The 24,138-nt window shown below is 70.4% G+C and carries 28 protein-coding genes; 14 read left to right on the forward strand and 14 right to left on the reverse strand.

From position 1 onward, the window contains the following. Window positions 1–9: 9 nt before the first annotated feature. The 4 genes from BJ998_RS30045 to BJ998_RS30060 form a co-directional block, all read right to left on the reverse strand. Window positions 10–1,017, reverse strand: coding sequence for a hypothetical protein (locus tag BJ998_RS30045; protein WP_184866710.1), 1,008 nt, complete (start codon window positions 1,015–1,017; stop codon window positions 10–12). Then, the gene (locus BJ998_RS30050; RefSeq protein ID WP_184866711.1) at window positions 1,014–2,096 is read right to left on the reverse strand and encodes a protein phosphatase 2C domain-containing protein; all 1,083 of its coding nucleotides are present in this window, start codon (window positions 2,094–2,096) and stop codon (window positions 1,014–1,016) included. Before BJ998_RS30050 ends, BJ998_RS30045 begins: the two co-directional genes overlap by 4 nt. Window positions 2,097–2,308: 212 nt before the next feature. After that, on the reverse strand, window positions 2,309–3,133 hold the full coding sequence (locus BJ998_RS30055; RefSeq protein WP_184866712.1) for an SGNH/GDSL hydrolase family protein: 825 nt from the start codon (window positions 3,131–3,133) through the stop codon (window positions 2,309–2,311). Window positions 3,134–3,273: 140 nt separating this feature from the next. After that, the gene (locus BJ998_RS30060) at window positions 3,274–3,552 is read right to left on the reverse strand and encodes a hypothetical protein (protein WP_184866713.1); all 279 of its coding nucleotides are present in this window, start codon (window positions 3,550–3,552) and stop codon (window positions 3,274–3,276) included. Between the two features lie 43 nt (window positions 3,553–3,595). Here BJ998_RS30060 and BJ998_RS30065 point away from each other — a divergent pair, with 43 nt between their 5' ends. Beyond that, window positions 3,596–5,062 carry a catalase gene (locus BJ998_RS30065; RefSeq protein WP_184866714.1) on the forward strand — a complete coding sequence of 489 codons (1,467 nt, stop codon included), beginning with the start codon at window positions 3,596–3,598 and terminating at the stop codon, window positions 5,060–5,062. Here the strand turns inward: BJ998_RS30065 and BJ998_RS30070 are convergent. The 4 genes from BJ998_RS30070 to BJ998_RS30085 all read right to left on the reverse strand — a co-directional run bounded on the left by BJ998_RS30070 (window position 5,014) and on the right by BJ998_RS30085 (window position 8,065). Continuing rightward, window positions 5,014–5,976 carry a ketopantoate reductase family protein gene (locus tag BJ998_RS30070; protein ID WP_184866715.1) on the reverse strand — a complete coding sequence of 321 codons (963 nt, stop codon included), beginning with the start codon at window positions 5,974–5,976 and terminating at the stop codon, window positions 5,014–5,016. The two genes, BJ998_RS30065 and BJ998_RS30070, sit on opposite strands and share 49 nt — an antisense overlap. A 77-nt stretch (window positions 5,977–6,053) precedes the next feature. Further along, on the reverse strand, window positions 6,054–6,530 hold the full coding sequence (locus BJ998_RS30075; protein ID WP_221338176.1) for a DM13 domain-containing protein: 477 nt from the start codon (window positions 6,528–6,530) through the stop codon (window positions 6,054–6,056). 90 nt (window positions 6,531–6,620) lie between these two features. Then, a complete protein-coding gene (locus BJ998_RS30080; protein WP_184866716.1) occupies window positions 6,621–7,541 on the reverse strand; it encodes an LLM class flavin-dependent oxidoreductase in 921 nt (306 codons plus the stop codon). A gap of 77 nt (window positions 7,542–7,618) precedes the next feature. Beyond that, window positions 7,619–8,065, reverse strand: coding sequence for a MarR family winged helix-turn-helix transcriptional regulator (locus BJ998_RS30085; RefSeq protein ID WP_312890394.1), 447 nt, complete (start codon window positions 8,063–8,065; stop codon window positions 7,619–7,621). A 154-nt stretch (window positions 8,066–8,219) separates the two neighbouring features. Here BJ998_RS30085 and BJ998_RS30090 point away from each other — a divergent pair, with 154 nt between their 5' ends. The 5 genes from BJ998_RS30090 to BJ998_RS30110 are packed head-to-tail and all read left to right on the forward strand — an operon-like array spanning window position 8,220 to window position 12,058. Beyond that, window positions 8,220–9,137 (forward strand): alpha/beta hydrolase, encoded by a 918-nt coding sequence (locus tag BJ998_RS30090; RefSeq protein WP_184866717.1) that lies wholly within the window; start codon window positions 8,220–8,222, stop codon window positions 9,135–9,137. 13 nt (window positions 9,138–9,150) lie between these two features. Beyond that, a complete protein-coding gene (locus tag BJ998_RS30095) occupies window positions 9,151–10,005 on the forward strand; it encodes an MBL fold metallo-hydrolase (protein ID WP_184866718.1) in 855 nt (284 codons plus the stop codon). Continuing rightward, window positions 10,002–10,607 carry a CGNR zinc finger domain-containing protein gene (locus tag BJ998_RS30100; protein WP_184866719.1) on the forward strand — a complete coding sequence of 202 codons (606 nt, stop codon included), beginning with the start codon at window positions 10,002–10,004 and terminating at the stop codon, window positions 10,605–10,607. The genes BJ998_RS30095 and BJ998_RS30100 overlap by 4 nt, the downstream gene beginning before the upstream one ends. Beyond that, window positions 10,604–11,404 carry a thioesterase family protein gene (locus BJ998_RS30105; protein ID WP_184869234.1) on the forward strand — a complete coding sequence of 267 codons (801 nt, stop codon included), beginning with the start codon at window positions 10,604–10,606 and terminating at the stop codon, window positions 11,402–11,404. The genes BJ998_RS30100 and BJ998_RS30105 overlap by 4 nt, the downstream gene beginning before the upstream one ends. Window positions 11,405–11,419: 15 nt before the next feature. Further along, window positions 11,420–12,058, forward strand: a complete 639-nt coding sequence (locus BJ998_RS30110; RefSeq protein WP_184866720.1) for an SDR family NAD(P)-dependent oxidoreductase — start codon at window positions 11,420–11,422, stop codon at window positions 12,056–12,058. A gap of 74 nt (window positions 12,059–12,132) precedes the next feature. On the opposite strand, the gene BJ998_RS30115 is transcribed toward BJ998_RS30110, so the two are convergent. Beyond that, window positions 12,133–12,921, reverse strand: a complete 789-nt coding sequence (locus tag BJ998_RS30115) for a Type 1 glutamine amidotransferase-like domain-containing protein (protein ID WP_221338177.1) — start codon at window positions 12,919–12,921, stop codon at window positions 12,133–12,135. Window positions 12,922–12,991: 70 nt separating this feature from the next. Between BJ998_RS30115 and BJ998_RS30120 the strand changes: the two genes are divergently transcribed. Next, window positions 12,992–13,564: an HhH-GPD-type base excision DNA repair protein gene (locus tag BJ998_RS30120; protein WP_184866721.1), complete on the forward strand. Its 573-nt coding sequence runs from the start codon at window positions 12,992–12,994 to the stop codon at window positions 13,562–13,564. A 35-nt stretch (window positions 13,565–13,599) separates the two neighbouring features. Here the strand turns inward: BJ998_RS30120 and BJ998_RS30125 are convergent, their stop codons facing one another. Then, window positions 13,600–14,340, reverse strand: coding sequence for an SDR family NAD(P)-dependent oxidoreductase (locus BJ998_RS30125; protein ID WP_184866722.1), 741 nt, complete (start codon window positions 14,338–14,340; stop codon window positions 13,600–13,602). After that, window positions 14,337–15,206: an SDR family NAD(P)-dependent oxidoreductase gene (locus BJ998_RS30130; RefSeq protein WP_184866723.1), complete on the reverse strand. Its 870-nt coding sequence runs from the start codon at window positions 15,204–15,206 to the stop codon at window positions 14,337–14,339. The genes BJ998_RS30125 and BJ998_RS30130 overlap by 4 nt, the downstream gene beginning before the upstream one ends. Before the next feature lie 235 nt (window positions 15,207–15,441). Here BJ998_RS30130 and BJ998_RS30135 point away from each other — a divergent pair, with 235 nt between their 5' ends. Next, complete coding sequence (locus tag BJ998_RS30135; RefSeq protein WP_184866724.1) at window positions 15,442–16,302, forward strand: DMT family transporter; 861 nt, start codon at window positions 15,442–15,444, stop codon at window positions 16,300–16,302. Between the two features lie 3 nt (window positions 16,303–16,305). Here BJ998_RS30135 and BJ998_RS30140 read toward each other — a convergent pair whose 3' ends face one another. Next, a complete protein-coding gene (locus tag BJ998_RS30140) occupies window positions 16,306–17,187 on the reverse strand; it encodes a LysR family transcriptional regulator (RefSeq protein WP_184866725.1) in 882 nt (293 codons plus the stop codon). A gap of 89 nt (window positions 17,188–17,276) precedes the next feature. Here BJ998_RS30140 and BJ998_RS30145 point away from each other — a divergent pair, with 89 nt between their 5' ends. Continuing rightward, entirely contained in the window at window positions 17,277–18,038 is a 762-nt protein-coding gene (locus tag BJ998_RS30145; RefSeq protein WP_184866726.1) for an alpha/beta fold hydrolase, read from the forward strand. Window positions 18,039–18,049: 11 nt separating this feature from the next. After that, window positions 18,050–18,850: an alpha/beta fold hydrolase gene (locus tag BJ998_RS30150; protein WP_184866727.1), complete on the forward strand. Its 801-nt coding sequence runs from the start codon at window positions 18,050–18,052 to the stop codon at window positions 18,848–18,850. Here the strand turns inward: BJ998_RS30150 and rnhA are convergent, their stop codons facing one another. Further along, on the reverse strand, window positions 18,851–19,315 hold the full coding sequence (gene rnhA, locus BJ998_RS30155) for a ribonuclease HI (RefSeq protein ID WP_184866728.1): 465 nt from the start codon (window positions 19,313–19,315) through the stop codon (window positions 18,851–18,853). A gap of 33 nt (window positions 19,316–19,348) precedes the next feature. On the opposite strand from rnhA, the gene BJ998_RS30160 reads away from it, so the two are divergent. Beyond that, window positions 19,349–19,963, forward strand: coding sequence for a DUF7711 family protein (locus BJ998_RS30160; protein ID WP_184866729.1), 615 nt, complete (start codon window positions 19,349–19,351; stop codon window positions 19,961–19,963). Window positions 19,964–19,966: 3 nt separating this feature from the next. Here BJ998_RS30160 and BJ998_RS30165 read toward each other — a convergent pair whose 3' ends face one another. Continuing rightward, a complete protein-coding gene (locus tag BJ998_RS30165; RefSeq protein ID WP_184866730.1) occupies window positions 19,967–20,590 on the reverse strand; it encodes a TetR/AcrR family transcriptional regulator in 624 nt (207 codons plus the stop codon). A 137-nt stretch (window positions 20,591–20,727) separates the two neighbouring features. Here BJ998_RS30165 and BJ998_RS30170 point away from each other — a divergent pair, with 137 nt between their 5' ends. From BJ998_RS30170 to BJ998_RS30180, 3 genes are read left to right on the forward strand one after another with little or no spacing between them, the layout of a single operon-like run. Next, a complete protein-coding gene (locus tag BJ998_RS30170; RefSeq protein ID WP_312890578.1) occupies window positions 20,728–21,615 on the forward strand; it encodes an MBL fold metallo-hydrolase in 888 nt (295 codons plus the stop codon). Then, window positions 21,612–23,129 (forward strand): MFS transporter, encoded by a 1,518-nt coding sequence (locus BJ998_RS30175; RefSeq protein WP_184866732.1) that lies wholly within the window; start codon window positions 21,612–21,614, stop codon window positions 23,127–23,129. Before BJ998_RS30170 ends, BJ998_RS30175 begins: the two co-directional genes overlap by 4 nt. Further along, window positions 23,129–24,076, forward strand: a complete 948-nt coding sequence (locus BJ998_RS30180; protein WP_184866733.1) for a fumarylacetoacetate hydrolase family protein — start codon at window positions 23,129–23,131, stop codon at window positions 24,074–24,076. Before BJ998_RS30175 ends, BJ998_RS30180 begins: the two co-directional genes overlap by 1 nt. Window positions 24,077–24,138 lie beyond the last annotated feature (62 nt).

Raw genomic sequence — 24,138 nt, forward strand, 5'->3', positions numbered from 1 at the left:
GGCCTCCTTCTAGTGCGCGAGAGCGGCGATCACGAAGATCGCCAGGATCAGCAGCAGCACGACCACAACGGCGACCACGCCCTGCCGGGACTCGGCCGGCGTGGGTTCGGCGTCGGGCGGCTGCTCGGGTTCCTTGGGGGCGCTGACGATCGGACGCGGCGGCAGCGCGATCCGTTCCGGCCTGGGCCCGAAACTGACGTACAGGCCGCCGGCGATCACCGTGGCCAGGTCGGACAGCGAGGGCCGGCGCTCGCGGTCCGTGCTGAGCAGGATGTCGAGCAGGACCTCCCGCAGCCCGCGGTTGCCCAGCCCGTCCGAGTCGGCCAAGGCGTTGAGCGCCAACGGAAGTTCCCGTTCGCCGGTGAGGCAGCGGGTGACGAGCAGGGCGACCCGGTAGCGGTCGGTGCAGGCGTCGGCGAGCATCGGCCGCCGGGTCAGCGGATCGTCCCAGTTGGGTTGGAAGATGTTCGGCACGGGGCCCGGCCCGCAGCCGTCGATGTCGATCACGAACACGGAACCGTCGGTGTCGCACCAGAAGGCGTTGGAGTAGGACCAGTCGGAGTAGACGAGCTCGTGCCGCTCCAGCGCCGCCGCGACGTCGACCAGGTTGCGGCAGATGGACAAGCGGTCCGCCCGGGTCGGCACGGTCAGGCCGCGGCGGACGAAGAGGTGGTCGGGCTTGGCCAGCCAGTCGATCTCCCGCCACACGCCGTCGTCGCGCCGGAACCGGTCCGGCGCGGTCGGAATCACGCAGCCCAGCGTCTTCTCGTCGGCGGCGATCCGGGCGACCGGCCACGACGTGGCGTCGCGCAGCAGACCGTCGACGGGTAACGCGATCAGGTCGTCCAGGCGTTTCGCGTCGGCCGCGCCGCCGGGCGTCCGGTAGAGCTTGGCCAGCCAGCCGGGATGATCGTCGAGCGGGTGGATGCCGGTGCTCTGGCCGGCGGCGTCGCTGATCGTCCCGGCGAGCGGCCCGATCTCGTCGAGGGTGACCACCGCGGGCAGGCGCCAGGTCATGGTGACACCCACACCGCCACGGCGGTGCGATCGTCCTGGAAGCTCTCCGCGTCATAGCCGACGTCGTCGATGAAGGCGGTGGAGGAGGGCGGAGTGGCCCAGCTGCGGGCGAAGTACCGGTTGGCCTCGGGCAGGGTGGCCAGCGCGTCGCCGACGCCGTCGGTCACGATGGCGACGACCGAGCCCGTGCCCAGCCGAACGGCCGCCGTGGCAACGGCATGCGGGCCGTCCGGCAGCACGTTGGCGACGACGTTCGACTCCAGGCCGCCGCTGGACCGCTTCCTGTCACCCGCGACGAAGATCCATTCGTTGTCCCGTAACAGCCACACCGACGCGTCGCCGACCCAGGCCACCCACATCTCGCGGTCCCACCCGGCCGGTCCGGCCGGGATGATCGCGGTGACCAGGGCGGTGTAGACGTCGGCATTGCGTAGGTTCCGGGTGGCGGCGGCCTCCGCCATCTGGGCGGCGATGCCGCCGTAGACCTCCAGCCACGCGATGGTGTCGGCCCGATTGAGCCGCTCCCGCAACAGGTTCACGGCCGCGCTGGCCGCCACCGTCGCTCCCAGTTCCGCGAACGCGCTGCTGGACACGCCGTCCGCGACCGCGACGACAAGGTGTTGGCCGGCGTCGTCCCGTCCCAGACGGTAGGCGTCCTGACGGGGCGAGACGGGTTCCTCGCAGCGGTGTCCCGGACCGATCACCGACGCCGCTCGCACGGTCAGGTCGCCCAGCCGCCCCTCGTCCGCCGCGATGCCGGGGTAGACGGCGTGCGGCGACAGCAACCACGGCAGCGCCTGCGCCTTGCTGCCCCGGCCGAACCGGGGCGACACCTGTTCGTTCAGCGGTGGCGGCGGTTCCACCGGCACGGGAACGGGCGGGGGCTCGATGATCGGGGCCGGCGCCGGCTCGGGTTCCTCGCGTGCGCTCCACAGCACTATGCCGCCCAGGACCGCCGCGACCAGGGCGAGCATCCCGACCGCGAGTCGGGTCAGCAGGGACGGTGGGTAGCACAGCTCCAGTACCGCCGCGACGATCACCAGAGCGGCCCACCACACACGGGTAGGTGCCGGGAACACGACAGCACGATAACCACGGGAAACAGCCGCCGTGGTGATGTTCGACCGATTGTTCAACCGATTGGGCGCAGGCAGAACGTCCGGCTATAACACGGAAATCCGGCCCGTTCTCCCGGAAAACAGGGACAGGAGCGTGACCATCCGACCGGGCCGGACGGGATGTCTCGCCGGCCGTCGTGGCGACGCGGTCGCCACGACGGCCGGCGGCGAGATCACCGGCGGCTGAACAGCTTCTCCAACACGGCGCCGGCCATCACGCAGTAGCCGGCCCGGTTCGGGTGGATGTTCGGGCCGACCGGCGGCGGCTGGCACATGAACGTGTCCTGGCAGATCGTGGCCACGTTGCGCGGAATGCCGTTCGCGCCCGGGGTGAAGTCGGTGGTGTGGAAAGCGGTCTCCACGTCCGCCACCGGCACGCCGTACCTGCCGTACGCGGCGGCGAGTACGCCGTTGACCTGCTGCGTCAACGGCACGGACTGGCGGGCCAGCTGCTGCCCGGCCTCGCCCTGCAGGAACGTGGCGAGGAACGGGTCGTACAGGTTGAGGCCGACGAACTCGGCCCGCGGCGCGGCGGCCCGGAGGCGGTCGACGATCACCGGCAGGTTGGCCTGGATCGCCCCGATGCCCTGGGTGACGCAGTTCAGGTCGATTCCGGTCGGCGTCGCGCAGTTCTCCACGTCCGTCGCGCCGATCACGACCGACACCAGCGCGACCTGTCCCTTGTGGGCGGACAGGAAGTTCACCGCGGCGTCCAGTTGCGACTTCGCGCCAGGGTACGCGCACACCCCGCCGTTGATCATGCTGGTGGTGGTCTCGGCCGGGCAGCCGAGTTCGGTCAGCCGCAGGCCGTGCGCGATGTCGCGGTCGAAGCCCTGATCGGTCGGGCGGCTGACGCCCTGGGCGTCCGGCTGGACGCCCACCGACAGCGAATCGCCGAGCGACAGGTAGATCGGGGCGCTGGACGCCGTGGCCGTCGCCCCCGACGCGAGCACCAGCGCGGCGGCCGTCGCCGACGCCAGCAGCCATCTCTTGACCATGAAAACTCCATTCAGCGCAAGTGATGGCGACGCTAGGTGTGGGCCGGACGGCCGGCAAGGAAAGGGACGCAGATGGCAGTTCCCTATGCACGGACGGCCAATCGCAGGGGCTTTGCGGGCACACCTGTTCCGGTGATCCGTCACCGCGTGACGGCGAGCTCCGGGGTCGGGGCCACGGTGTGCACCACCGGCACCGCGAGGGCCGCCAGCGCAACGACTTCCGTGAATGCGAGGCCGCGTTCCATCAGGCCCAACGGGATGATCTCCCACCAGTCGCCGCCGATCGCCGCGCCCTCCGCCTCGCCCCTCCTGCCCCACGGCCCTCGACGCGGTCGCCCCTCCGTAGCCAGCAACCCGGTGCCGCACAACCACGGATCCGGACATCGCGCTGTCCGGATCCGCTCGTTTTCTTGACTCATTCCAGAAAGAGTGGTGGGGTGGCAGGGACCCCAGGGAGGCGTGATGGCTTTCGAAGAGAACACCAAGCCGCTGACGACCGCGGCCGGCGCACCGGTCGCCGACAACCAGAACAGCCTGACGGCCGGACCGCGCGGGCCGATGCTGCTGCAGGACCTGTGGTTCCTGGAGAAACTCGCGCACTTCGACCGGGAGGTGATCCCGGAGCGGCGGATGCACGCGAAGGGCTCGGGCGCGTTCGGCACGTTCCGCGTCACGGGGGACATCACCCGCTACACCAAGGCGGCGCTGTTCGACAAGATCGGCAACGAGTGCGAGGTGTTCCTGCGGTTCTCCACCGTCGCGGGCGAGCGCGGCGCGGCCGACGCGGAGCGAGACATCCGCGGCTTCGCAGTCCGCTTCTACACGCCGGAGGGGAACTGGGACGTCGTCGGCAACAACACGCCGGTCTTCTTCTTCCGCGACCCACTGAAGTTCCCGGACCTCAACCGGGCCGTGAAGCGCGACCCCCGCACCAACCTGCGCGATCCGGAGAACAACTGGGGCTTCTGGGTGAACCTGCCCGAGGCGCTGCACCAGGTCACCATTGTGATGAGCGACCGCGGGATCCCCAGGTCCTACCGGCACATGCACGGCTTCGGCTCGCACACGTTCAGCCTGATCAACGCCGACGGCGAGCGGCACTGGGTGAAGTTCCACTTCCGCACGCGGCAGGGCATCGAGAACCTGACCGACGAGGAGGCGGGCCGGGTCATCGCCGGCGACCGCGAGTCACACCAGCGCGACCTGTACGAGGCGATCGAGCGCGGCGACCATCCCAAGTGGACGCTGTGCGTGCAGGTCATGCCCGAGGCCGACGCGGCCGGCTACCGCTTCCATCCGTTCGACCTGACGAAGGTGTGGAGCAAGAAGGACTATCCGCTGATCGAGGTCGGCGAGTTGACCCTCGACCGCAACCCCGACAACTACTTCGCCGACGTCGAGCAGGCCGCGTTCACGCCGGCCAACCTCGTGCCCGGCATCTCGTTCAGCCCGGACCGGATGCTGCAGGGCCGGCTGTTCTCCTACGGCGACGCCGCGCGCTACCGGCTCGGCGTGAACCACCACCAGATTCCGGTGAACCACCCCCGGGCGGCGGCGCTGGTCAACACCTATCACCGCGACGGCGCGATGCGCGTCGACGGCAACCAGGGCGGCGTGCCCGGCATCGAGCCGAACAACTTCGGCCGTTGGGCCGAGCAGCCCGCCTACGCCGACCCGCCGCAGGCCGTCGGCGCCACCGCCGACCGGTTCGACTTCCGGGCCGACGACGACAACTACTACCAGCAGCCCGGCGACCTGTTCCGCCTGATGACCGGCGACCAGCAGCAGGTGCTGTTCGACAACACCGCCCGTGCCATCAAGGGCGCGCGCCGGGAGACGATCGAGAAGCACATCGCCAACTGCGCCAAGGCCGATCCCGCCTACGGGGACGGCGTCCGCAAGGCGTGCGAGGCGATCGGCGCGCTCTGAGCACCCTCGGCGTGCACGGACAACATGTCGGCGATGGCCCGGTTCGCCGGCGCCGGCACGCCGAGGGCGCGGGCGCGGTCGACGACGTCACCGCTGAGCCACGGGACTTCCAACCGGTTGCCGCGCTCCAGGTCGTGGTGCATCGAGGACGTCATCGTCTCGGCGACCGTGTCCACGAACGCCATCCGGTCCTCGGCGTAGTCGGCCGGTAGCTCGACCCCGGCGGCCCGGGCGACCTGCACGACCTCGTCCATCACGTCGTGCAGGAAAGCCCGGGACCGCGGGTTGGCGCGGATCGGGCCGATCGGCGTGCGGGCCAGGCTGGTGGTGCCGGACAGGCCGACCAGGAACACGAACTTCTCCCAGATCGTGCGCTCGATGTCCGGGCTCACCTCGACGTCGATGCCACTGTCCGCGCAGGCGTTCCGAAACGCCTCGACCCGCGCCGACGGCATGCCGTCGTACTCGCCGAACACCAGTCGCTGCAACGTGTTGGCATGCTTGATCACGCCCGGCTCGGCGATGGTCGCCGCGATGTAGCAGACGCCGCCGAGCACGTGCTCGGGCCCGAGGACCCGGCGCAGGATGTCGTCCTTCACCACGCCGTTCTGGAACGACACCACCGCCGTCCCGGGGCGCAGCAGCGGCCGGATCTGCTCGGCGGCGTGCTCGGTGTCCCACAGCTTCACGCCGAACAGCACCAGGTCGACGGGTTCGAGTTCAGCCGGGTCGTCGGTGGCCACGATCTCGGCCAGGTGCAGATCGCCCAGCGGGCTCTCCACCCGCAACCCCTTGGCACGCAGGGCTTCCAGCTGCGCACCGCGGGCGATGAACGCCACGTCGTGCCCGCCGGCGGCCAGCCTCGCCCCGAAGTAGCCGCCGACCCCGCCCGTGCCCATCACCGCGATCCGCATGTGCCCTCCACTCCCTCCGTACTGCCACCGTAGGCGATGGCGGCCCCGACGACGGCAGGGGCTGCCGGTGCGGCATTTCACGTGCCGAGGCCGGCCACCCCGAAGCCCACCGAGAAGCGTTCGCACCACACCAGGACGCTCTTGTACCGCGAGACGTCGGTCCCCGCCGGCACCTCGTAGACCTCGTTGCCGTTGGTCGCCTTCAACGCCCCCAGATCCAGTTGGCCGTCCCGGCCGAACGTGGAATCCCCGGCGTCCGGCGCCTTGTCCGTCAGCCAGACATGCACCGCCGGGCCGTCGCTCGTGCTGAAGTTCCGCAGCTGCACCACGTACCGGCCGTCCGCGCCCCGCGCCACCTCGGCCTGGCCGCTCGTCGGGTGCGCCAGCGACCGGAACGTGCCCTTCGCCACCGGCGCGTCCGCCAGCTTCTCGTTGATCGTGCTGCTGGTGAACAGTCGCCACGGCTGGAACGCCCACAGCCCCACGCCGACCAGGACGATCACCGCCACCGCCGCAGGAACCACGATCTTGCGCCGTGCCAGGAGCGCACGCATCCAACCACCTCACCCGCCGGGGGCGGCCCCGCCGGCCGGCCCTCTGCCCCTGCAACGACGGCCGGGCGGCGGCATGATCCCGTTCGGACCTTACGAGGCGGTGACGTCCTGTTTGGACGCTTCCCGGACCGCCGGCACGATCTCGTTGGCCCAGCGGCCGAGGGAGAGCGCGTCGGGAGTGCCGCCCTCCGGCGAGAACAGCATGAAGCCCGACGCGCCGTGATCCACGATGGCCGTGGTCAGTTCCTCGATCCACTGCTCGGTGGAACCGCCGATCCAGCGGCCGTCACCGTCGCGGGTGGCGGCCAGCGGCTGGTCGGTGATGCGGCCGGGGAAGTTGAACACGGTGCGGATCTCGCGCGGGTCGCGGCCGGCCTTGACGGCCGCCTCGTCGATTATCGGGCGCGAGCGGCGGTACCGGTCGCTGAGCCAGTCCGCGGCGTGGCCGGGGAGCCAACCGTCGGCGACCCGACCGGTGGCGGCGAGGGACTTGGCCCCGACGGAGCCGGTCCACACCGGCGGCGCCGCGACCGGGGCCGGCTCGATCTGGTCCACGCGGTAGTGCCGGCCGGTGAAGCTGACCGGCTCTCCACCGCCGGACAGCGCCTTGACCAGCGTGATCGCCTCCTCGAACGCGTCCACGGCGTCGCCGGGGGACAGGCGGGGCACGCCCATGTCGGCGATCCGGTCCCACAGCCCGCCCGCGCCCATGCCGAGCACGATGCGGCCGTCGGAGAGCGCCGAGAGCGTCGTCACCGCCCGGGCCAGCATCGGGGCCGGCCTGGTCGGCAGGTTGGTGACGTTGGCAAAGCCCGCCAGGCGTTCCGTGCGGCCGAGGACGTACCCGATCGTGGCGTACGCGTCCAGGCGCTCGGCCAGGTAGGGGTGGTCCGACAGCGAGAAGAGGTCGAGCCCGGCGCGGTCGGCCTCCTGGGCCATCCGCAGCAGTTCCGCCCGCTCGTCGATGCGGCTGTGCGCGCCGAACCCGAAAACAACATCCGTTGAAACCATGACGGCCCCCTCTGGTAGTTCGTGCCACGAACAGTAATAGTTCGTGGCACGAACTTCAATCGCTACGGCGTGACCGCTTACTCCCCGAAGACCGCCGGCACGTCGTTGTTCAGCACGATCCGGCTCAGCAACTCGTCCAGCGCCCCGCGCTCGGTGTCGCTGAAGCCTGCCGGCAGCTCGTCGATGCGGCGGCACGTCTCCGTGTAGAACGTCTCCGCCAGCTCGCTGCCCCGCCGCGTGAGCGAAACCCGGATTCCGCGCGCGTCCTGGGGATCCTGTCCGCGCTGGACCAGGCCGTTGCGTTCCGTGCGGTCCACCAGGCCCGTCAGGCTCGACTTGGCCAGGCCCAACACCGCGCCCAGTTCGCCCATGCCGTACGGCCGTCCCATCAGCACGCACAGCAGTTGCCCCTGTTGGGACGTCAGGCCGTGCTCCCTGGCCGATTCCGCGTACACCGCGTTCACCAGAAACGTCGACCGCACCAGTGCGGGCACCACGCCCAACCGACCGTCATCCCTAGTCACGCCGCCACCCTACAGTTCGTGCGACGAACTTTCCCCGAAGTCGGCATATCCCGAGGGGGAGGGACGCTCCGTGCTTCCGGGTCGACGTGCGAGCGCGGCCGGGGCGCGGCGGCCGGGGTTGTCATGACACTAGCTAACTGCTTACGCTAGTGTCATGACAACGGCACGGCGGACGGACGTCGAGTTCGACGCCCGCGACGACATCACCCTGCGCGGCTGGCTCTACCGGCCCGCCGGCGACGGCCCCTGGCCCGGGGTCGTCATGACCCACGGCTTCGCCGGTGTGAAGGAGGCCTACCTGGAGCCGCTCGCGGAGGCGTTCGCCGACGCGGGCTTCGCCGTGCTGCTCTACGACCACCGCACCTGGGGCGCCAGCGACGGCCTGCCCCGCCACGACCTCGACCCGTGGCGGCAGGTCGAGGACATGCGCACCGCGGTGACGTTCCTGCGCGGCCGGCCCGAGGTCGACCCGGCCCGGATCGGGGTCTGGGGCACGAGTTACAGCGGCGGTCACGCCATCGTGGTCGGCGCGCTGGACCACCGGGTCGCCGCCGTCGTCGCGCAGGCGCCGGCGATCAGCAACTACCAGAGTTCCCTGCGGCGCTCCACCCCCGACCAGGTCGAGGCCCTGCTGGCGGCGATCGACCGCGATCGCACGGCCACCCTGGCCGGGGCCGAGCCCGCGGTCCTGCCGGTCGTCGGCGACGATCCGGCGCGGCCGGCCGCGTTCCGGTCGGCCGAGGCGATCGACTTCTACGGCTCGCCCGAGGTCGCGGCGGCCGGCTGGGTCAACGAGATCACCCTGCGCTCGCTGGACTGGGCCCGCGGCTACGAGCCGGGCGCGTTCATCGGCCGGGTCTCGCCCAAGCCGCTGCTGATGATCGTGGCCACGCGGGACGAGCTGACGCTGACCGATCTCGCGCTCGCCGCCTACGAAAACGCGCTGGAGCCCAAGAAGCTGGTGCTGATCGACGGCGGTCACTTCACCCCGTACGCCCGGCCCGGCCGGGACACCGCCGGCTTCGTCGCCGCCCGCGACGCCGCCGTGGCCTGGTTCGCCGAGCACCTCTGAGCTGGAGCCCACCATGTCTCTCGACTACGAAGTCCTGATCTCCGACCCGATCCCGCAGAGCATCAAGGAGTTGGTGCCCAACGGTGACCGCCGCATGTTCTCGCCGATCTCCAGCACCCTGATCTACGGCTCGGACGACGCCGTGCTGGTGGATCCGCCGCTGACCGTCGACCAGACCGCGGCCATCGGCGACCGGATCGAGCGCAGCGGCAAGCGGCTCACCCACATCTTCGCCACGCACGGCCACGCTGACCACTGGTTCGGCGCCGGCCCGCTCAGCAAGCGCTTTCCCGGGGCCCGGGTCGTCGCGTCCGCCGGCACCATCGCCCAGATGCGTGTGCACGCCGACCCCGACTTCCGGGCCCGCTTCTGGGACCGGCTGTTCCCAGGCCAGCTCCCGGACAGTCCCGTGTCGGCCGAAACCGTGTCGGGCAACCGGTTCCAGCTGGAGGGGCACGACCTCGTGATCGTCGAGGTCGGGCACAGCGACACCGACGACACGTCCGTGCTGCACGTGCCCGACCTCGGCCTGGTCGTCGCCGGGGACGTCATCTACAACGGCGTGCACCAGTACCTCGCCGAGTCGGCCGACGGCGGGCTGGACGCGTGGCTGGCCGCGATCGATCGGGTCGAGCAGCTGGGCGCGCGGCACATCACGGCCGGGCACAAGGACGCCGGTCTGGACGACGACGCCGGCCGGGCGATCGCCGAGACCCGCCGGTACCTGCTCGACGCCCGGGAGCTGCTGGCCGTGCACGCCAGCGCCGAGGACTTCTTCCACGCCATGCTCGAACGCCACCCGTCCCGCCTCAACGCCGGTGCGCTGTGGAATGGTGCGTCGACGCTGTACCGCAGAGGAGGAGCATGACCATCACCACGCAGTGGGCCGCCACCGAACGCATCGAGGGCCTCGTCCCGGCGCCCGGCGGACTGGGGTTCGTGCAGGACTTCCTGAACACCTGTTCGGACGGCATCCCGGCGCCCCGGCACCGGCACGACGACCTCCTGGCGGACCTGGCCTCGGCCCGGAAGTGGTTGGCCGGCGCGGTGTCGTCGCTGGCCGAACACCGCGGGCCGCTGACCGCCCCGCGACTGACCGCGGAGGATCTCGACCCGCTGGTGGCGCTGCGCCGCCAGCTGCGCGGCCTGGTCGTCGGCGAGACCACTGTGGACGGTCTGGCCGGCGCGGCGGTCGTCGAGGTGGCCCCGGGGCCGTCCTTCGCGCTGCGGCCGGCCGGCGACGGCTGGCGCTGGATCGCCGCCGCCGCGCTGGCCGAATGCTTCCTGGCCCAGGAGAACGGCACCTGGCGCCGGCTCAAGGCCTGCCGCAACCCCGTATGCCCGGCCACGTTCTACGACCACACCCGCAACAACAACGGCGTCTGGCACAGCGTGCGATCCTGCGGCAACCCGGCCAACCTCCGGGCCTCGCGGGCCCGCAAACGCGCCGCCGAAGGGATCGACTCGTGACCACCTTCGCCGATGTCACCGCCGTCTCCACCATGGCCCCGTTCGCGTTCACCGTCGACATCAGTCCACGATGGACGATCGCGGGGCACCCCAACGGCGGCTACCTGCTGGCCATGGTCGGCCGCGCCGTCGCCGAGCTCAGCACGCAGCCCCATGTGCTCGCGGCCAGCGCCCACTTCCTGCGCTCGCCCGAGCCCGGGCCGGCCCAGATCCACGTCGAGCCGTTGCGCACCGGCCGGACGACCAGCCAACTGCGCGGCCGGCTGCTGGTCGACGACACGCCGTGCGTGGAGGCCCTGTTCACCATGGGCACGATCGCGCCGACGCCCGGTCCGGCCTGGCAGGACAGCCTGCCCGACCCGGCCATGACCGACCCCGCTGTGGCGATCCGGCTGGGGCCGGTCACCCCGGCCGGCCAGCCAGCCGCGATCATGGCCGAGGCCGAGGTGCGGCTCGATCCCGACTGCCACCGGGCGTTCGCCGGCTCGCCGAGCGGCCGCGGTGAGATCCGAGGCTGGCTCGCCCTGCCCGGCGGCGCGTCCTTCGACCCGGTCTCCCTGCTGTACGCGGTGGACGCGTTTCCGGCCGCCACGTTCGACATCGCCACGACCGGCTGGGTTCCCACCCTGGAACTGACCGCGTACCTGCGGGCTCTGCCGGCGCCGGGACCACTGCGGGTGGTGAACAAGGCCCGGCTGGTCGACGGGCCGTGGGTCGACCAGGCCTGTCACGTCTGGGACAGCACCGGACGGCTGGTGGCGCAGGCCACCCAGCTCGCCGGCGTGCGACTGCCGTGATTCTCACGCCCGCCGGTGATCCACGATCAGCTCCGCGCCGAAGCCCGGTGCGAGCAGCCCGAAGCCGATGCCGACGAGCACGTGTACGCCGCAGAACCGATCCAGCTCGACGTCACCGATCCTGCCTCGGTCACCGCGGCCGCTGCCGAAATCTCCGATGTCACTGTCGTCATCAACAACGCTGGCGCGGCCAACCGCTCCAGCCTGCTCGCTGACGACCTCACTGACGCGCGTGCTCTCTTCGAGACGAACTTCTGGGGCGCGCTCACCGTGACCAACGCATTCGCACCCGCGCTGCGGGCCAACCGCGGGACCGTGCTCAACGTGCTCTCCGTGCTCAGTTGGCTGGCGATCGGTGACGCCTACAGTGCTACGAAGGCCGCGCTCTGGTCGGCCACCAACACCCAACGGATCAAGCTCGCGCCCGACGGCGTGCACGTCGCGGCGCTCCACCTCGGCTACGCCGACACGCCGATGGCCCGTGACGTCGACGCCCCGAAGCTCGCCGCGGACGATGTCGTCCGCGCAGCCTACGACGGCATCGAAACCGGTGAGCTCGAGATCCTCGCCGACGAGATCAGCCGCCAGGTCAAGGCCGGCCTCGCCGGCCCCATCGAAGGCCTTTACCCACAGCTGGACCGAGCCAGCACGTGAACCGGGAGCCGGCTTCACCTGTAAGCACGGCGCTGACAGCTCATGCGGGGCCCGACGTCACGAATGCCGGGCGGCTATGACCCGAACTTCGTCCACTGCCCTTCGGAGACCACCTCGACGGAGCCGTCGATGACCTTGATGGCCGTCTGTTCGTCGATGGCGTAGGCCGGGACGCCGATGTCGGCCGCCCACCGCTCTGCGTCAGCCGGTGTGTTCGTCGGGAAAGCGTTCAGGTGCGGGAAGATCGAGAAGTCGACGACTCCCAGGGTGCGGTCGTCCGGCGCGGCCGGCCACTCCACGAAGTACGCTCCGATCCGGGGCGTCATCACCATGCTTCCGGCACTCACTCCCACCCAGACCAAGTCGGGCAGCGAAAGCAGCAGATCGGCCAGCCCGGACTCCCGCATCCAGTGGCACAGGTACGTCGCGTCGCCGCCGTCGACCAGGAGCACGTCCGCCTCCCGGACCCAGGGAACCCAGCGCTCCGTGCCTATGGTGGGAAGTGCGGTGAGCTCGAGGACACCGAGCGACGCCCAGCCCAGGCCCGAGAAGTGCTGCCACACGGGCTCGGCGGCTACGAATCCCCGCACCGATGTCGGACCGCACATCGGGTGGCCCCACTGTGCTGTCGGGACGCAGAGGGCGTGGCATTCGGAGATCGGCTTACCCAGAAGCTCCACGAGCGCCGAGTGGATGCTCGGGTTCGTGACTCCACCTGACGTAAGCAGGAGCTTCACAGGTGCCTCCAAATTCGCGTGCGGAAGGCGGATGTGCCTGACGACCAAGAGACCGAGCTGGGAATCATCGTAGTTTTGCCACGGTGTCGGCCACACCCCTGCGTCGAACGAGCCCTCGCCGAGCATTCGCCGGGTCCGGGTCCGCGACGCCGCCGTGGACGAGCGATCTCGCCGGGCCGTGTGAGACACTCCGCCGGTGACTCGCAAGTTGTGTCTCGCCCAGGAACCCGAGGCTGACGCCCTGCTCGCCCGCGACTACCTCGCGCTCTTGTTCGGCATGCTACTTGATCAACAGGTGCCGATGGAGAAGGCGTTCAAGGGGCCGAAGCTGATCCTGGACCGGATGGGCGTGTTCGACGTTCACCGGGTCGCCGAGGCCGATCCGGAGGAGTTCGCCGCGCTGGTGTCGACCCCGCCGGCCATCCACCGTTTCCCCGGCTCCATGGCCAAGCGCCTTCAGACCCTGGCCCAGTTCCTGGTCGAGCACTACGACGGCAAGGTGGAGTCGATCTGGAAGCAGGGCAAGCCGGACGGCGCGGAGGTGCTGAAGCGGCTGACGGCGTTGCCCGGCTTCGGTGACCAGAAGGCGCGGATCTTCTTGGCGTTGCTGGGAAAGCAGATGGGTGTGAAGCCCGTGGGTTGGCGCGAGGCCGCTGGTGCGTACGGCGAGGAGGGTTCTCGTCGGAGCGTGGCGGATGTGGTGGACGCGAAGTCGCTGGGCGAGGTGCGGGCGTTCAAGAAGGCGGCGAAGGCAGCGGCCAAGGGCTAGTTCGCGCGAGATCGTTCGTCGTGTCGGCCGGAGGCTCAGGCGAGGAAGCCGCCGTCGACGGCGAGGTGGGCGCCGGTGATGTAGGACGCCTCGTCCGAGAGCAGAAACGCCACCGCGGCGGCGATCTCCTCGCCGGTGCCGATCCGGCCGAGCGGCACGCCACGCTCGGCGACGCGCCGCGTTCCGGCCGGGTCGGCCTCGGTCATCTCCGACTCGATGATGCCCGGCTGCAGCTCGTTGACGCGGATGCCGCGCGACCCGTACTCCTTCGCGGCGGTGCGGGTGAGGCCGCGGATCCCGTGCTTGGCGGTCGAATACTGCACGGCCGGCCCGCCGAGGTCGGCGAAAACGCTGGAAATGTTGACGATCGCGCCGCCGCCGCTGGCCAGCATCGCCGGGATCTCGTACCGCAGGCCGTAGAACAGGCCGTCGAGGTTGATGCTCCGCACCCGCTGCCACTCCTCCAGCGGCAGCTCCCCGGTCGGGATCTGCCGGCCGGCCACGCCGGCATTGTTGACGGCGTAGTGCAGCGCGCCGAAGTGCGAGACCGTCTCGGCGACGGCCCGTTCGACGTCGGCGGCGTCGCCGACGTCGGCGGAGACGGCCAGCGCCCGTCCGCCCGCCTTCTCGATCTCCTCGACGACCTCGTCGAGCTTGTTGGCCCGCCGGCCGACGACCGTGACCGCGGCGCCGCGCCCGGCCAGTAGCACCGCCGTCGCCCGGCCCATCCCGCTGCCGGCGCCGGTCACGATCGCGACCTTGCCCGTGAAACTCATCGCTGTTCTTCGTTCGGGAGCTCGACGGGGTATTCCTGGCTGACGTCGGCGGACCGGCTGACCGCCGCCCACGCGGCCGACTCCGCCAGTTGGCTGCGCGAGTAGCTCTGCGCCATCTCGACGGCGTCGACGCCGAGCAGCAGATGGGACGGGAGGTTCCCGCTCTTGACCACCCGCACCAAGATCTCGCCGGCCCGCTTCGGGTCGCCGGCGGTGAACGCGGGAAGGTCGAGCCCGCGGGCCATGGCGCCGACGGTCGCGGCGTATTCCGGGGCGACGTCGGGGACCTGCATGGACGGGCCGGCCCAGTCGGTGGCGAAGCCGCTCGGCTCCACCACGAGGTACCGGATGCCCAGCGGCCCGGTCTCGGTCGCCAGCACGCGGGTGAGGCCGTCGACCGCGAACTTGGCCGCCTGGTAGGAACCCAGGCCCGGCGTGCCGCCGACGCGGCCGCCGATCGAGGAGAACTGCACGATCGTGCCCGCGCCCTGGGTCTTGAGCAGCGGGATCGCCGCGGTCGAGACGTTGTAGACGCCCCAGAAGTTGGTGTCGAACTGCCGGCGGAAGTCGTCCTCGGGCGTGGTCTCGACCGGGGCGAGGTTGGCGTATCCGGCGTTGTTGACCACGACGTCGATCCGGCCGAACCGGGCGGCCGTCGCGTCGAGCGCGGTGACCGCCGCGGCCCGGTCGGTGACGTCCAGGGCCAGCGGCAGGATGCGGTCGCCGTACTGCCGCACGAGGTCGTCGAGCTGCTCGGGCCTACGCGCCGTCGCGGCGACCTGGTCGCCGGCCTCGAGGGCGGCGACGGTGAGGGCGCGGCCGAAGCCGCGGGAGGAACCGGTGATGAACCAGGTCTGCGTTGCCATACAGTTAGTAGAACGCCGTTGCGTTAATAATGCAACAGCGTTGCGTTATTGTGGGGTATGACACAACGGGTGCGAAGCAACGTATGGTGGTCGGCGTAGTGCCTAGGGTTCCGCCGCCTCGCGGGTCTGGTCCGAGCGGCACCGTCAGTCACGACGGGGCGTGGCTGTTCAGCTGACGGGACAAAAGCCTGGAGGCCTTCCCGGGTCCGCGCGGACCTCGGGGGAAGGCGCTCACGTGAACGGCTTCGCTCTCTCGCTCGTGCTCGTCGCCGCCGTCGTGCACGCCGTCTGGAACCTCGCCGCCAAACAGGTCGGCGACGGCGGTCCGCGGTTCGTCTTCCTGTACTACACGGTGTCCGCCGTCATCTTCGGCCCGGTGGCGGTCGTTCTGCTGTTCGCCGAACGTCCACAGTGGACGTGGTTGCTCGCCGCCCTGGGCACCGCCGTGCTGCACGTCGTCTACGGCATCGTGTTGCAGCGCGGCTACGCCGTCGGCGACCTCTCCGTCGTGTATCCCCTGGCCCGTGGGACCGGCCCGCTGCTGTCCGTGCTGGTGGCCGTGTTGTTCCTCGGCGAACACCCCGGCTGGCCCGGTCTGCTCGGCGCCTTTCTGGTGATCACCGGGGTCCTCGTGATCAGCTCCGGCAAGACCGCCCACGCGACCCCGGGTCGTCGCCGCGCCGGCGTGTTCTACGGCGTCCTCACCGGCGCCGTCATCGCCGCGTACACGCTGTGGGACGCCCATTCCGTCACCGCGCTCGGCATCCCGCCGCTGGCCTACTTCGGCTCGGGCGCGATCTTCCAGAGCCTCCTTCTCGCTCCGTCCGCCCTGCGCGACAAGGCTTCCGTCGCCGCTGTCTGGCAGCGGTACCGCCGCCAGATCCTCACTGTCGGCCTGCTCTCGCCACTCGGCTACCTGTTCGTCCTCTATGCCCTCCGGCTCGCCCCCGTCAGCCTCGTCGCCCCCGCCCGCGAGCTCTCCATCGTCCTCGGCGGTCTCGCCGCCTGGCGGCTGCTCGGCGAGGCCCAGGCCGCCCGCCGCCTCATCGGCTCCCTGGTGGTGCTGGCCGGCATCGCCGCCATCGCCGTCGCGTGAGGCCTAACGCACCGCGTTGCACGCCTCGATCAGCACGCGCAGCCCGGCGCCGGGCGGATCCGGTCGCACCGCAAGGAAGGCGCGCATCACCGGCGCCGGGTTGCGCAGCGGCCGGAACACCACGCCCGGCACCGGTAGCTGTTCGGCCTGCGGGGCGTAGAACACCGTCCAGGACGGCTTGCCGAAGCCGATCGCGGCCAGCGTGTCCTGGTCCGTGGTGAACTCCGGGCCGAACTCGGGCTCGAAGCCGGCCTCCCGACAGGATCGGGTGACGAGGTCGTGGAGGGTCGGGTTTCGTTGCCGTGACGCCAATCGGAGCGGCAACCCGGCCAGCTCGGCCATGTCGATCACGCCCCGCACGGCGAGATCATGCCGGGCCGGCAGCGCGACCATCAGCGGATCCTCCCACAGCGGCAACAACTCCAGTCCCGGCGTTGGCCGCTCGCCGCGCAGCAACGCCGCATCCAGCTCGCCGGACCGCACCCGCCGCAACCGCTCATCGGTCTCCGCGGTGACGAGTTCGAGTGTGGCGTTTCCGCTCAACCGCGCGAACTCCGCGAGGATGATCTCCAGTCGGGCGCCGAGTCCGACACTCGTGCCGAGCCGGACCGTCGTCGCGTGCTCGGCGCGCAGCTCGTCGATCGCGGTGCGGGCCTGGGCCGCTGTCGCCAACATCTGCCGTGCGTGCGGCAGCAGCAGCTTGCCGGCCTCGGTCAGTCGCACGGTCCGGGTGGTGCGGTCGAACAGGTCCATGCCGAGGTCCCGCTCCAGCCGCCGGATCTGCTGGCTGACCGCCGACTGCACGATGTGCAGCCGCTCGGCGGCCCGCCCGAAGTGCAGCTCCTCGGCCACCGTGAGGAAGTAGTGCAGCTGCCTGAGTTCCATGCCGACGCCCTCGATTGATCAGTTTCCGTGATGAGTGTAAGCGTCGATCGCTCGTTGGTCGGGCGGTTCCGACGAGGTTGGCTGGGCCCATGCCGCTACTGGACGTCAACGACATCAAGCTCTTCTACGAGGACGAGGGCACCGGCCCCGGCCTGCTGTTCCTGCACGGCTGGGCCACCAGCGGCCGGGTGTGGGGCGCGCAGCTGCCGGAGTTCGTGCGGACGCACCGCGTCGTCACCCTCGACTGGCGTGGCTGCGGGCGCTCCGACCATCCCGCCCACGGCAACACCCTCGACGGCGTGCTCGACGACCTGGTCGCCGTGATCGACCGGCTCGGTCTCGACCGGCCGACCGTCGTCGGATCGTCGATCGGGGGCACCTTCGCCACCGAGCTCGCGGTCTGCCACCCCGAGTTGATCTCCGCCGCCGTGGCCGTGGACGGGCCCGCGCATTGGCCGTCCACCGGCATGCCGCTGGAGCAGCTGCGACGCGACCTGCGTCAGGACCGCGCCGGCACCATCGCCGGCTGGGTGCCGCACTGGTTCGCTCCGGGCGCCGAGCCGGCGCTGATCGACTGGACCGTGCGGCAGATGCTGGATTCCGGCGTCTACATCGACGAGCAGTTCGACGCCTTCCTGACCTACGACCCTCGCCCCGTGCTGCCCGGGCTGATGGTGCCGATCCACTACATCCACGGCTCGCTGGACACCCAGATCCCCGTCGCCGTCGCTCACGAGTGCGCCGCTGTGACCCCCGGTTCCGCCGTCACCGAGATCCCCGGCGTCGGGCACATGCCGCACCAGGAAGACCCCGACGCCTTCAACGCCGCTTTGCGCAAGTTCCTGAGCTGAAAGGTTCGCTCATGCCTCACGCACCCGTCCGGATCAGCGGCGGCGACGCCGTCGTCGAGTACGACGTCACCGGCGCCGGCCCCGGCGTTGTCCTCGTCCACGGCACCGCCGCCACCCGCTTGCAGTGGCAGGGCCTGACTTCGGCCCTGCAGGACAGATTCACCGTTGTCGCGCCCGACTACTCCGGCTCCGGCGGCACCGTCGACCACGGCGGCCCGCTGCTGCTTTCCGACCTGGCCGACGAGATCGTCGCCGCCGCCGATCACGCCGGCCTGGACTCCTTCCACCTCGTCGGCCATTCCCTCGGCGCCGCCATCGCCACCCACGTCGCCGGCACCCACCCCGACCGCGTGCTGTCCCTGGCCCTGCACGCCGGCTGGGTCCGCACCACTCCCCGAATGGCCGCAGAATTCCTTTACTGGAAGGAACTCCTGGCCGCCGACGTCTCCCTCTTCGCCCGCATGCTGCCCCTCATGGCCTTCGGCCCCCGCTACTGGTCCTCGTCTCCCGACAACGAGGCCCTCGTGCGGGATCTCGCCGCCGCCATCACCCCCGGCGCCCTCCGGCAGATCGACGTCGACACCGCCGTCGACCTCACCCCCGTGCTCGATTCCGTCGTCGCCCCAACCCTCGTGCTGGCCAGCATCCACGACCGTGTCATCGATCCCGCCCAGCAGCAGGCCCTCCTCGCCGGCATCGCCACCTCTCGCTACGCCGAGATCGACGCCGGCCACGGCGCCCCCGCCGAGGACCCGACCGGCTTCATCACCCGCGTCACCGGATTCCTGGACGAGCTGACGGTCGCCGTGTGATCAGCGACTTCCCTTGGCTGCCATCGCTTCCTGCGCTCCCTTGACCGCCAGCCGGTCCGCGCGCTCGTTCTCCGGATGGCCCGCGTGGCCCTTCACCCAGTGCCATTCCACTCGGTGCGGGGCCATCGCGTCGTCCAGCCGCTGCCACAGGTCCGCGTTCTTCACCGGCTCCCGGTTGCTCGTCCGCCAGCCGTTGGTCTTCCACCGCGGCAGCCAGCTCATCACGCCGTTGCGGACGTACGTGCTGTCCGTGTACACCAGCACCGTCGACGGCCGGGTCAGCGTCTCCAGCGCCCGGATCGGCGCCATCAGCTCCATCCGGTTGTTCGTGGTCGGCCCCTCGTCGCCCCCGTAGAGCTCCCGCTCGTGACGGCCGTAGCGCAGCACCGCACCCCAGCCGCCCGGGCCGGGGTTTCCGCTGCACGCGCCGTCCGTGTAGATCTCCACCGCCTGCTCGTCCGCCACGTCCGTGACCCTACTTGTGCGAGGATCGCCGCCGTGAAATGGAGCCGCGGTGTCCACCACCTCGAGGAACTGGCCCGCCGATGCGACACCCCCTCACCTGTGCCGATGCTGCCGGTCGTCGGCCTCTGGGCGTTCGGCGACCTGCTCGGCGAGCCCTGTGACCTCGACCGGGTGCAGGTGGCCGTCGTCGTCGACCTCCCCGCCGCCGACGTTCCGTGGCTCGACATCCCCCAGGGCGGCCAGCACTGGGCTCAGGCCGTGCGCCTCAGGGAACCCCTCGTCCCGTACTGGCGCTCTGCCGCTCTCCCGGTGTGGAACCACCACATTTCCCGTCCCGCCCTCGTCTGGGACGCCGAGTCCGGCATCCGGGAATCCACCCTCGCCGCCCTCCACGACGGCCGCGGCACCGACGTCCGCGCCGACGCTCCCACCCCACCGCAGCTCCGGTTCCAGCTCGACACCGAACTCGCCATCAGCCTCCGCTCCCTGCGTCGCAACCACCGTGCGTACGACGACAAGCGCTGGCGCCCCGGCAAACTCGAGCCCGTCGCCGACTCTCTCTGGCGCGCCACGGACGGCTACCTCGACCTACTGGACGCGATCGCGCCCGCCGAATCCACGCCTGCTGGACCGCGCGACAGCCGATGACGGTTATGCGCTCCCGCGACGAGCAGCCGCAGCAGACGCGATGACCAGTCCGCGCAGCACGAGGGAGGCCATGTCGTCGAGCTGCTCGGCGAGGTCGAAGGGGGCGGGATCGTCGTGCACCCAGCGCAGCACCGTGGAGAAGTACCCGGCGGCGAGTAGCCGGCCCGCGACCGCGGGATCGACCTGAGGCTGCAACTCGCCGATTTGTTGACCTCGTTCGACGGTCTTCGTCAGCTCGGTTTCCAACGCCGGCCCGCGCAACGGGTCGCCGTGCCGCATCGCGGCATCCATGAGGGCGGCGGTCTCGCGGCGGGACTCGACGTTGAGTCGCGCGAGTTCGCGAAGGTAGTGCCGGATCTGGTCGGGTGTGCTGAGGTCGTCGGCCTGCTCGGCGGAGAGCGCGGCAGCGACCTTGATCCGGCGCTGGCGCCCCCACTCCTCGAGGAACGCGGCCTTCGTCTTGTAGTGGTTGAAGACCGTGGCCCGCGCGACGTCGGCCTCGGCAGCGATGTCGTCCATGGTGGTGGCCTCGAAACCACGAGCTACGAACAGGTCGCGAGCGGCTTCGTACAGACGGTCGCTGACGTCCTGGCGTTTCCGATCACGCCGCTTCGGTGCTGAGGCCATGCCCCAGTAGAACACGAGCCTTGACTCTTCTTGTACTCAGGTGCAATCTTGGACTTCAGTTCAAGAATGGACTTGAGTCCAGGAGGTTCCTGGTGGCTTCTTCCGGCGCGCACGTCGATCTCGGACGCGGTTGCCATGTGTGGCTGCCCGAGAGCGGAGGTTGGGGCCACAGCAACTCCGGCCTCGTCGCAGGGACGGGTGAGTCCCTGCTCGTCGACACCTTGTTCGACGTGGCTTCGACATCGCGCCTGCTCACCGCGATGCAGGACGTCGTGGCAACGGCTCCTGTCGAGCGGGTGGTCAACACCCACGGCAACGGCGACCACTGGTTCGGCAATCAGCTCCTGTCCGACCGGGAGATCATCGCGGCGGCGCCCACGGCGGCGGAGATGCGGGCCGTCGGCCCGGCCGAAGTGCGGGCGCTCCTGGCGCAGCAAGGACGGGCGGGTGCGTTCGCACGACGCGTCTTCCGCGGCTTCGACCTGTCCGATGTGGAGCCGGTCTACCCCGCGACGCTCTATGTGGATGAGCTCGACCTCGTTGTCGGCGGCACGGACGTTCGGTTGATCGACGTCGGACCGGCGCACACAGCCGGCGACACGATCGTCCATGTCCCGTCGGCCGGTGTGGTCTACACCGGTGACATCGTTTTCGCCGGTGGCACGCCGATCGTCTGGACCGGCCCGATCGGCAACTGGCTTCGAGCCTGCGACCTGATCTGCGAGCTCGGCGTCTGCACGGTGGTGCCCGGCCACGGGCTGGTCACGACCGTGCGGGCCGTCCGAGCCCAGGCTGCCTACCTGCGATTCGTACAGGAGGAAGCCGCGGCGCGGCACGAGAAGGGCATGACCTTTGTCGAGGCGGCGCAGGACATCGACCTCCGCGAGTACGGCGATCTGCCGGAACACGAACGGTTGGTCGTCAACGTGCACGCGGTCTACCGCGAGCTCGATCCCGACATCCCGGCACTGGAAGGCCCGTCGGCATTCGCGTGCATGGGTGAATTCATGGAGGACTTGGTGTGATCCCCGACGTTGTGGACGAACAACCGACCCGCCTCGCGGCCGGCACACTCGTGGCCGGTTGCTTCGCGGTGTTCCTCGCCCAGACCGGGCTCGTACTGCCGGCCGCGATCAACGGCGTCATCCAGCGAACGCTGCAGCTGTCGGGCGCGGAACTGACGTGGGTGAGCGACGCCTTCCTGGTTCCCATCGCGATGTTCAGCCTGACCTTCGGCGTGCTGGGAGACCGCCACGGACGCAAGAAGGTGCTGCTGGCCGGGTCGCTGCTGACGCTGCTCGGCGCAACGATCGCCGCGGTGGGGGGCACTGCGCTGACGCTGTGGGCCGGCCAGGCAGCGGCGGGTATCGGCGCGGCCGCGCTGTTCCCGTCCTCACTCGCCGTCATCACGGCCGCGACGCCGAACCCCGCCGCCCGCGCCCGCGGCCTGGCCGCCTGGACCACCGCGCTGTCCGCAGGTGCGCTCGTCGCGCCACCATTGTCGGGCGCGGCAGTCGAACTGGGCTCGTTCCACTGGGCGTTCGGTGCCGTCGCAGTTCTCTCCGGCATCTGCACGATCACGAACTTCGCGCTGGTGAAGGAGTCCAGCCGGCCGGACGGCCGATCGTTGGACTGGCCCGGCCAGATCACCGTCGCCGCCGCGCTGCTGGCTCTGCTGTTCGGGATGATCGAAGGACCGGAGCTGGGCTGGACCTCACCACCGGTGATCGCCGCGTTCGTGCTCTTCATCGTGCTCCTGACAGCGTTCGTCGCCATCGAGAACCGCAGCGCGCAACCGATGCTCCGGCTGTCGCTGTTCCGCATCCCGGCGTTCAGCGGTGCCGCGATCGTGGCCGTGGTCGGCATGTTCGGGTTTCTGGGCGGCGCCTACGCGTTGAGCATCAGGCTCGGTGTCATCCAGCACCAGACGCCGCTGCAGGCGGCGGGCCCGTTCCTGGTGATCCAGGGCGTGACGCCGTTCATCTGGCCGCTGCTGGTCCGGCTGCTGCACCGCGTCGGTCCGCGGATCATGCTCGTCTCCGGGCTGCTCGCGATCGCCGCCGGCTGGATCTGGCTCGGCGCGCTGCCGATCGCGGGCTCCACCCTGGTCACCATGCTGCCGGCGCTGCTCGCTGTGGGGCTGGGATTCGGCCTGCTCGTCTCCGCCATCACCGCCGCCGCGGTCAACGTCGTGCCGGTCCAGCTCACCGGTATGGCCAGCGCGACCGCGAGCGTGGTGCGCGACCTCGGGCAGACGTTCGGTCCGGCCTTGATCGGCACCATCGTGCTGAGCCAGGCGGCCGATGCGCTGGCGCCACGACTGGCCGGTCGGCCCGGACCCGCGAATGCCGTGCTCGAGTCAGGCGGCCCGCTCGCCGTCGCCACAGCGGATCTCGGGCCTGCGTCGGTCTTTGCCAGACAGGCACTGGAGCACGGGTACGCCATCGGCTCCATCGTCAGCGCGGTGGTGTGCGTGTGCGCGGCGTTCGTGGCCCTCGTGATGGTCCGGGCCGGCGCAGGTCCGGAGGTGCGCCACTGATGAAGCTCGCGACATTTCACCAGGACGGTGTCTCCCGCGTCGGGTTGGTGACGGATCAGGGCCTGCACCCGGTGCCCTGGGCCGCGACCCTGCTCGAACTGATCGAGCGAGAAGCGGTTGTGCAAGCCGCTGACGCCGCGCTGGGAGAGCGTCCGCTTCCGCTGGATTCGGTGCGGCTGCTGCCGCCGCTGCAGCCGTCGGCCATCCGCGACTTCGTCACGTTCGAACGTCACGTGGAAGGCATCGCGCGACGGTTCGGCGACGAAGTGGGGCCGGAGTGGTACGAGGCGCCCACCTTCTACTTCACCAATCCGCACTCGCTGATCGGCCCGTTCGACGACGTGCGGATTCCGCCGGGAAGCGAGGTGTTCGACTTCGAGTTGGAGGTGGCGGCCGTCGTCGGGCGCGCGGGCAGTGACCTCACTCCGGAGGCGGCGCGTGGGCACATCATCGGCTACACCGTTCTCAACGACTGGTCGGCCCGCGATCTCCAGGCCCGGGAGATGCGGGTCAAGCTCGGCCCGGCCAAGGGCAAGGACAGCGCGAGCACACTCGGCCCGTGGCTGGTCACCGCGGACGAACTGGAGACCCGGCGTGACGCGGAGGGATTCCTCGACCTCACCATGGTCGTGGCCCGCAACGGCATCGAGGTCGGACGGGACTCGCTGGCGAACATGGCGTGGACGTTCGAGGAGATGGTCGCCTACGCCTCACGCGGCACCACGGTGCGACCTGGCGACGTTCTCGGTTCCGGCACCTGTGGTTCCGGCTGCCTCGCCGAACTGTGGGGGCGGTACGGCACTGAAGGCCTGCCACCGCTGAGACCCGGCGACGTGATCACCATGACCGTCGACGAACTGGGAACGATCAGCAACAAGGTCGTGCCGGGCCGCGATCCGGTCCACATCCCAGCCGCGCGGGCCAAGTGCCAGGGGCCACGCCACTGAAGGCCGCCGGCCGTACCGCTCCGTGTCAGGTCCACTTCGGACGATGAGCGTGAGTGGGGTCG

Source organism: Kutzneria kofuensis (assembly GCF_014203355.1).
Taxonomy (GTDB): domain Bacteria; phylum Actinomycetota; class Actinomycetes; order Mycobacteriales; family Pseudonocardiaceae; genus Kutzneria; species Kutzneria kofuensis.

Coding starts and splice junctions, on each gene's coding strand:
- BJ998_RS30045 (WP_184866710.1), bottom strand. CDS start 1,017: ATGACCTGGCGCCTGCCCGCGGTGGTCACCCTCGACGAGATCGGGCCG.
- BJ998_RS30055 (WP_184866712.1), bottom strand. CDS start 3,133: ATGGTCAAGAGATGGCTGCTGGCGTCGGCGACGGCCGCCGCGCTGGTG.
- BJ998_RS30060 (WP_184866713.1), bottom strand. CDS start 3,552: ATGAGTCAAGAAAACGAGCGGATCCGGACAGCGCGATGTCCGGATCCG.
- BJ998_RS30065 (WP_184866714.1), top strand. CDS start 3,596: ATGGCTTTCGAAGAGAACACCAAGCCGCTGACGACCGCGGCCGGCGCA.
- BJ998_RS30070 (WP_184866715.1), bottom strand. CDS start 5,976: ATGCGGATCGCGGTGATGGGCACGGGCGGGGTCGGCGGCTACTTCGGG.
- BJ998_RS30075 (WP_221338176.1), bottom strand. CDS start 6,530: ATGCGTGCGCTCCTGGCACGGCGCAAGATCGTGGTTCCTGCGGCGGTG.
- BJ998_RS30080 (WP_184866716.1), bottom strand. CDS start 7,541: ATGGTTTCAACGGATGTTGTTTTCGGGTTCGGCGCGCACAGCCGCATC.
- BJ998_RS30090 (WP_184866717.1), top strand. CDS start 8,220: ATGACAACGGCACGGCGGACGGACGTCGAGTTCGACGCCCGCGACGAC.
- BJ998_RS30095 (WP_184866718.1), top strand. CDS start 9,151: ATGTCTCTCGACTACGAAGTCCTGATCTCCGACCCGATCCCGCAGAGC.
- BJ998_RS30100 (WP_184866719.1), top strand. CDS start 10,002: ATGACCATCACCACGCAGTGGGCCGCCACCGAACGCATCGAGGGCCTC.
- BJ998_RS30115 (WP_221338177.1), bottom strand. CDS start 12,921: ATGCTCGGCGAGGGCTCGTTCGACGCAGGGGTGTGGCCGACACCGTGG.
- BJ998_RS30125 (WP_184866722.1), bottom strand. CDS start 14,340: ATGAGTTTCACGGGCAAGGTCGCGATCGTGACCGGCGCCGGCAGCGGG.
- BJ998_RS30130 (WP_184866723.1), bottom strand. CDS start 15,206: ATGGCAACGCAGACCTGGTTCATCACCGGTTCCTCCCGCGGCTTCGGC.
- BJ998_RS30140 (WP_184866725.1), bottom strand. CDS start 17,187: ATGGAACTCAGGCAGCTGCACTACTTCCTCACGGTGGCCGAGGAGCTG.
- BJ998_RS30145 (WP_184866726.1), top strand. CDS start 17,277: ATGCCGCTACTGGACGTCAACGACATCAAGCTCTTCTACGAGGACGAG.
- BJ998_RS30150 (WP_184866727.1), top strand. CDS start 18,050: ATGCCTCACGCACCCGTCCGGATCAGCGGCGGCGACGCCGTCGTCGAG.
- BJ998_RS30165 (WP_184866730.1), bottom strand. CDS start 20,590: ATGGCCTCAGCACCGAAGCGGCGTGATCGGAAACGCCAGGACGTCAGC.
- BJ998_RS30180 (WP_184866733.1), top strand. CDS start 23,129: ATGAAGCTCGCGACATTTCACCAGGACGGTGTCTCCCGCGTCGGGTTG.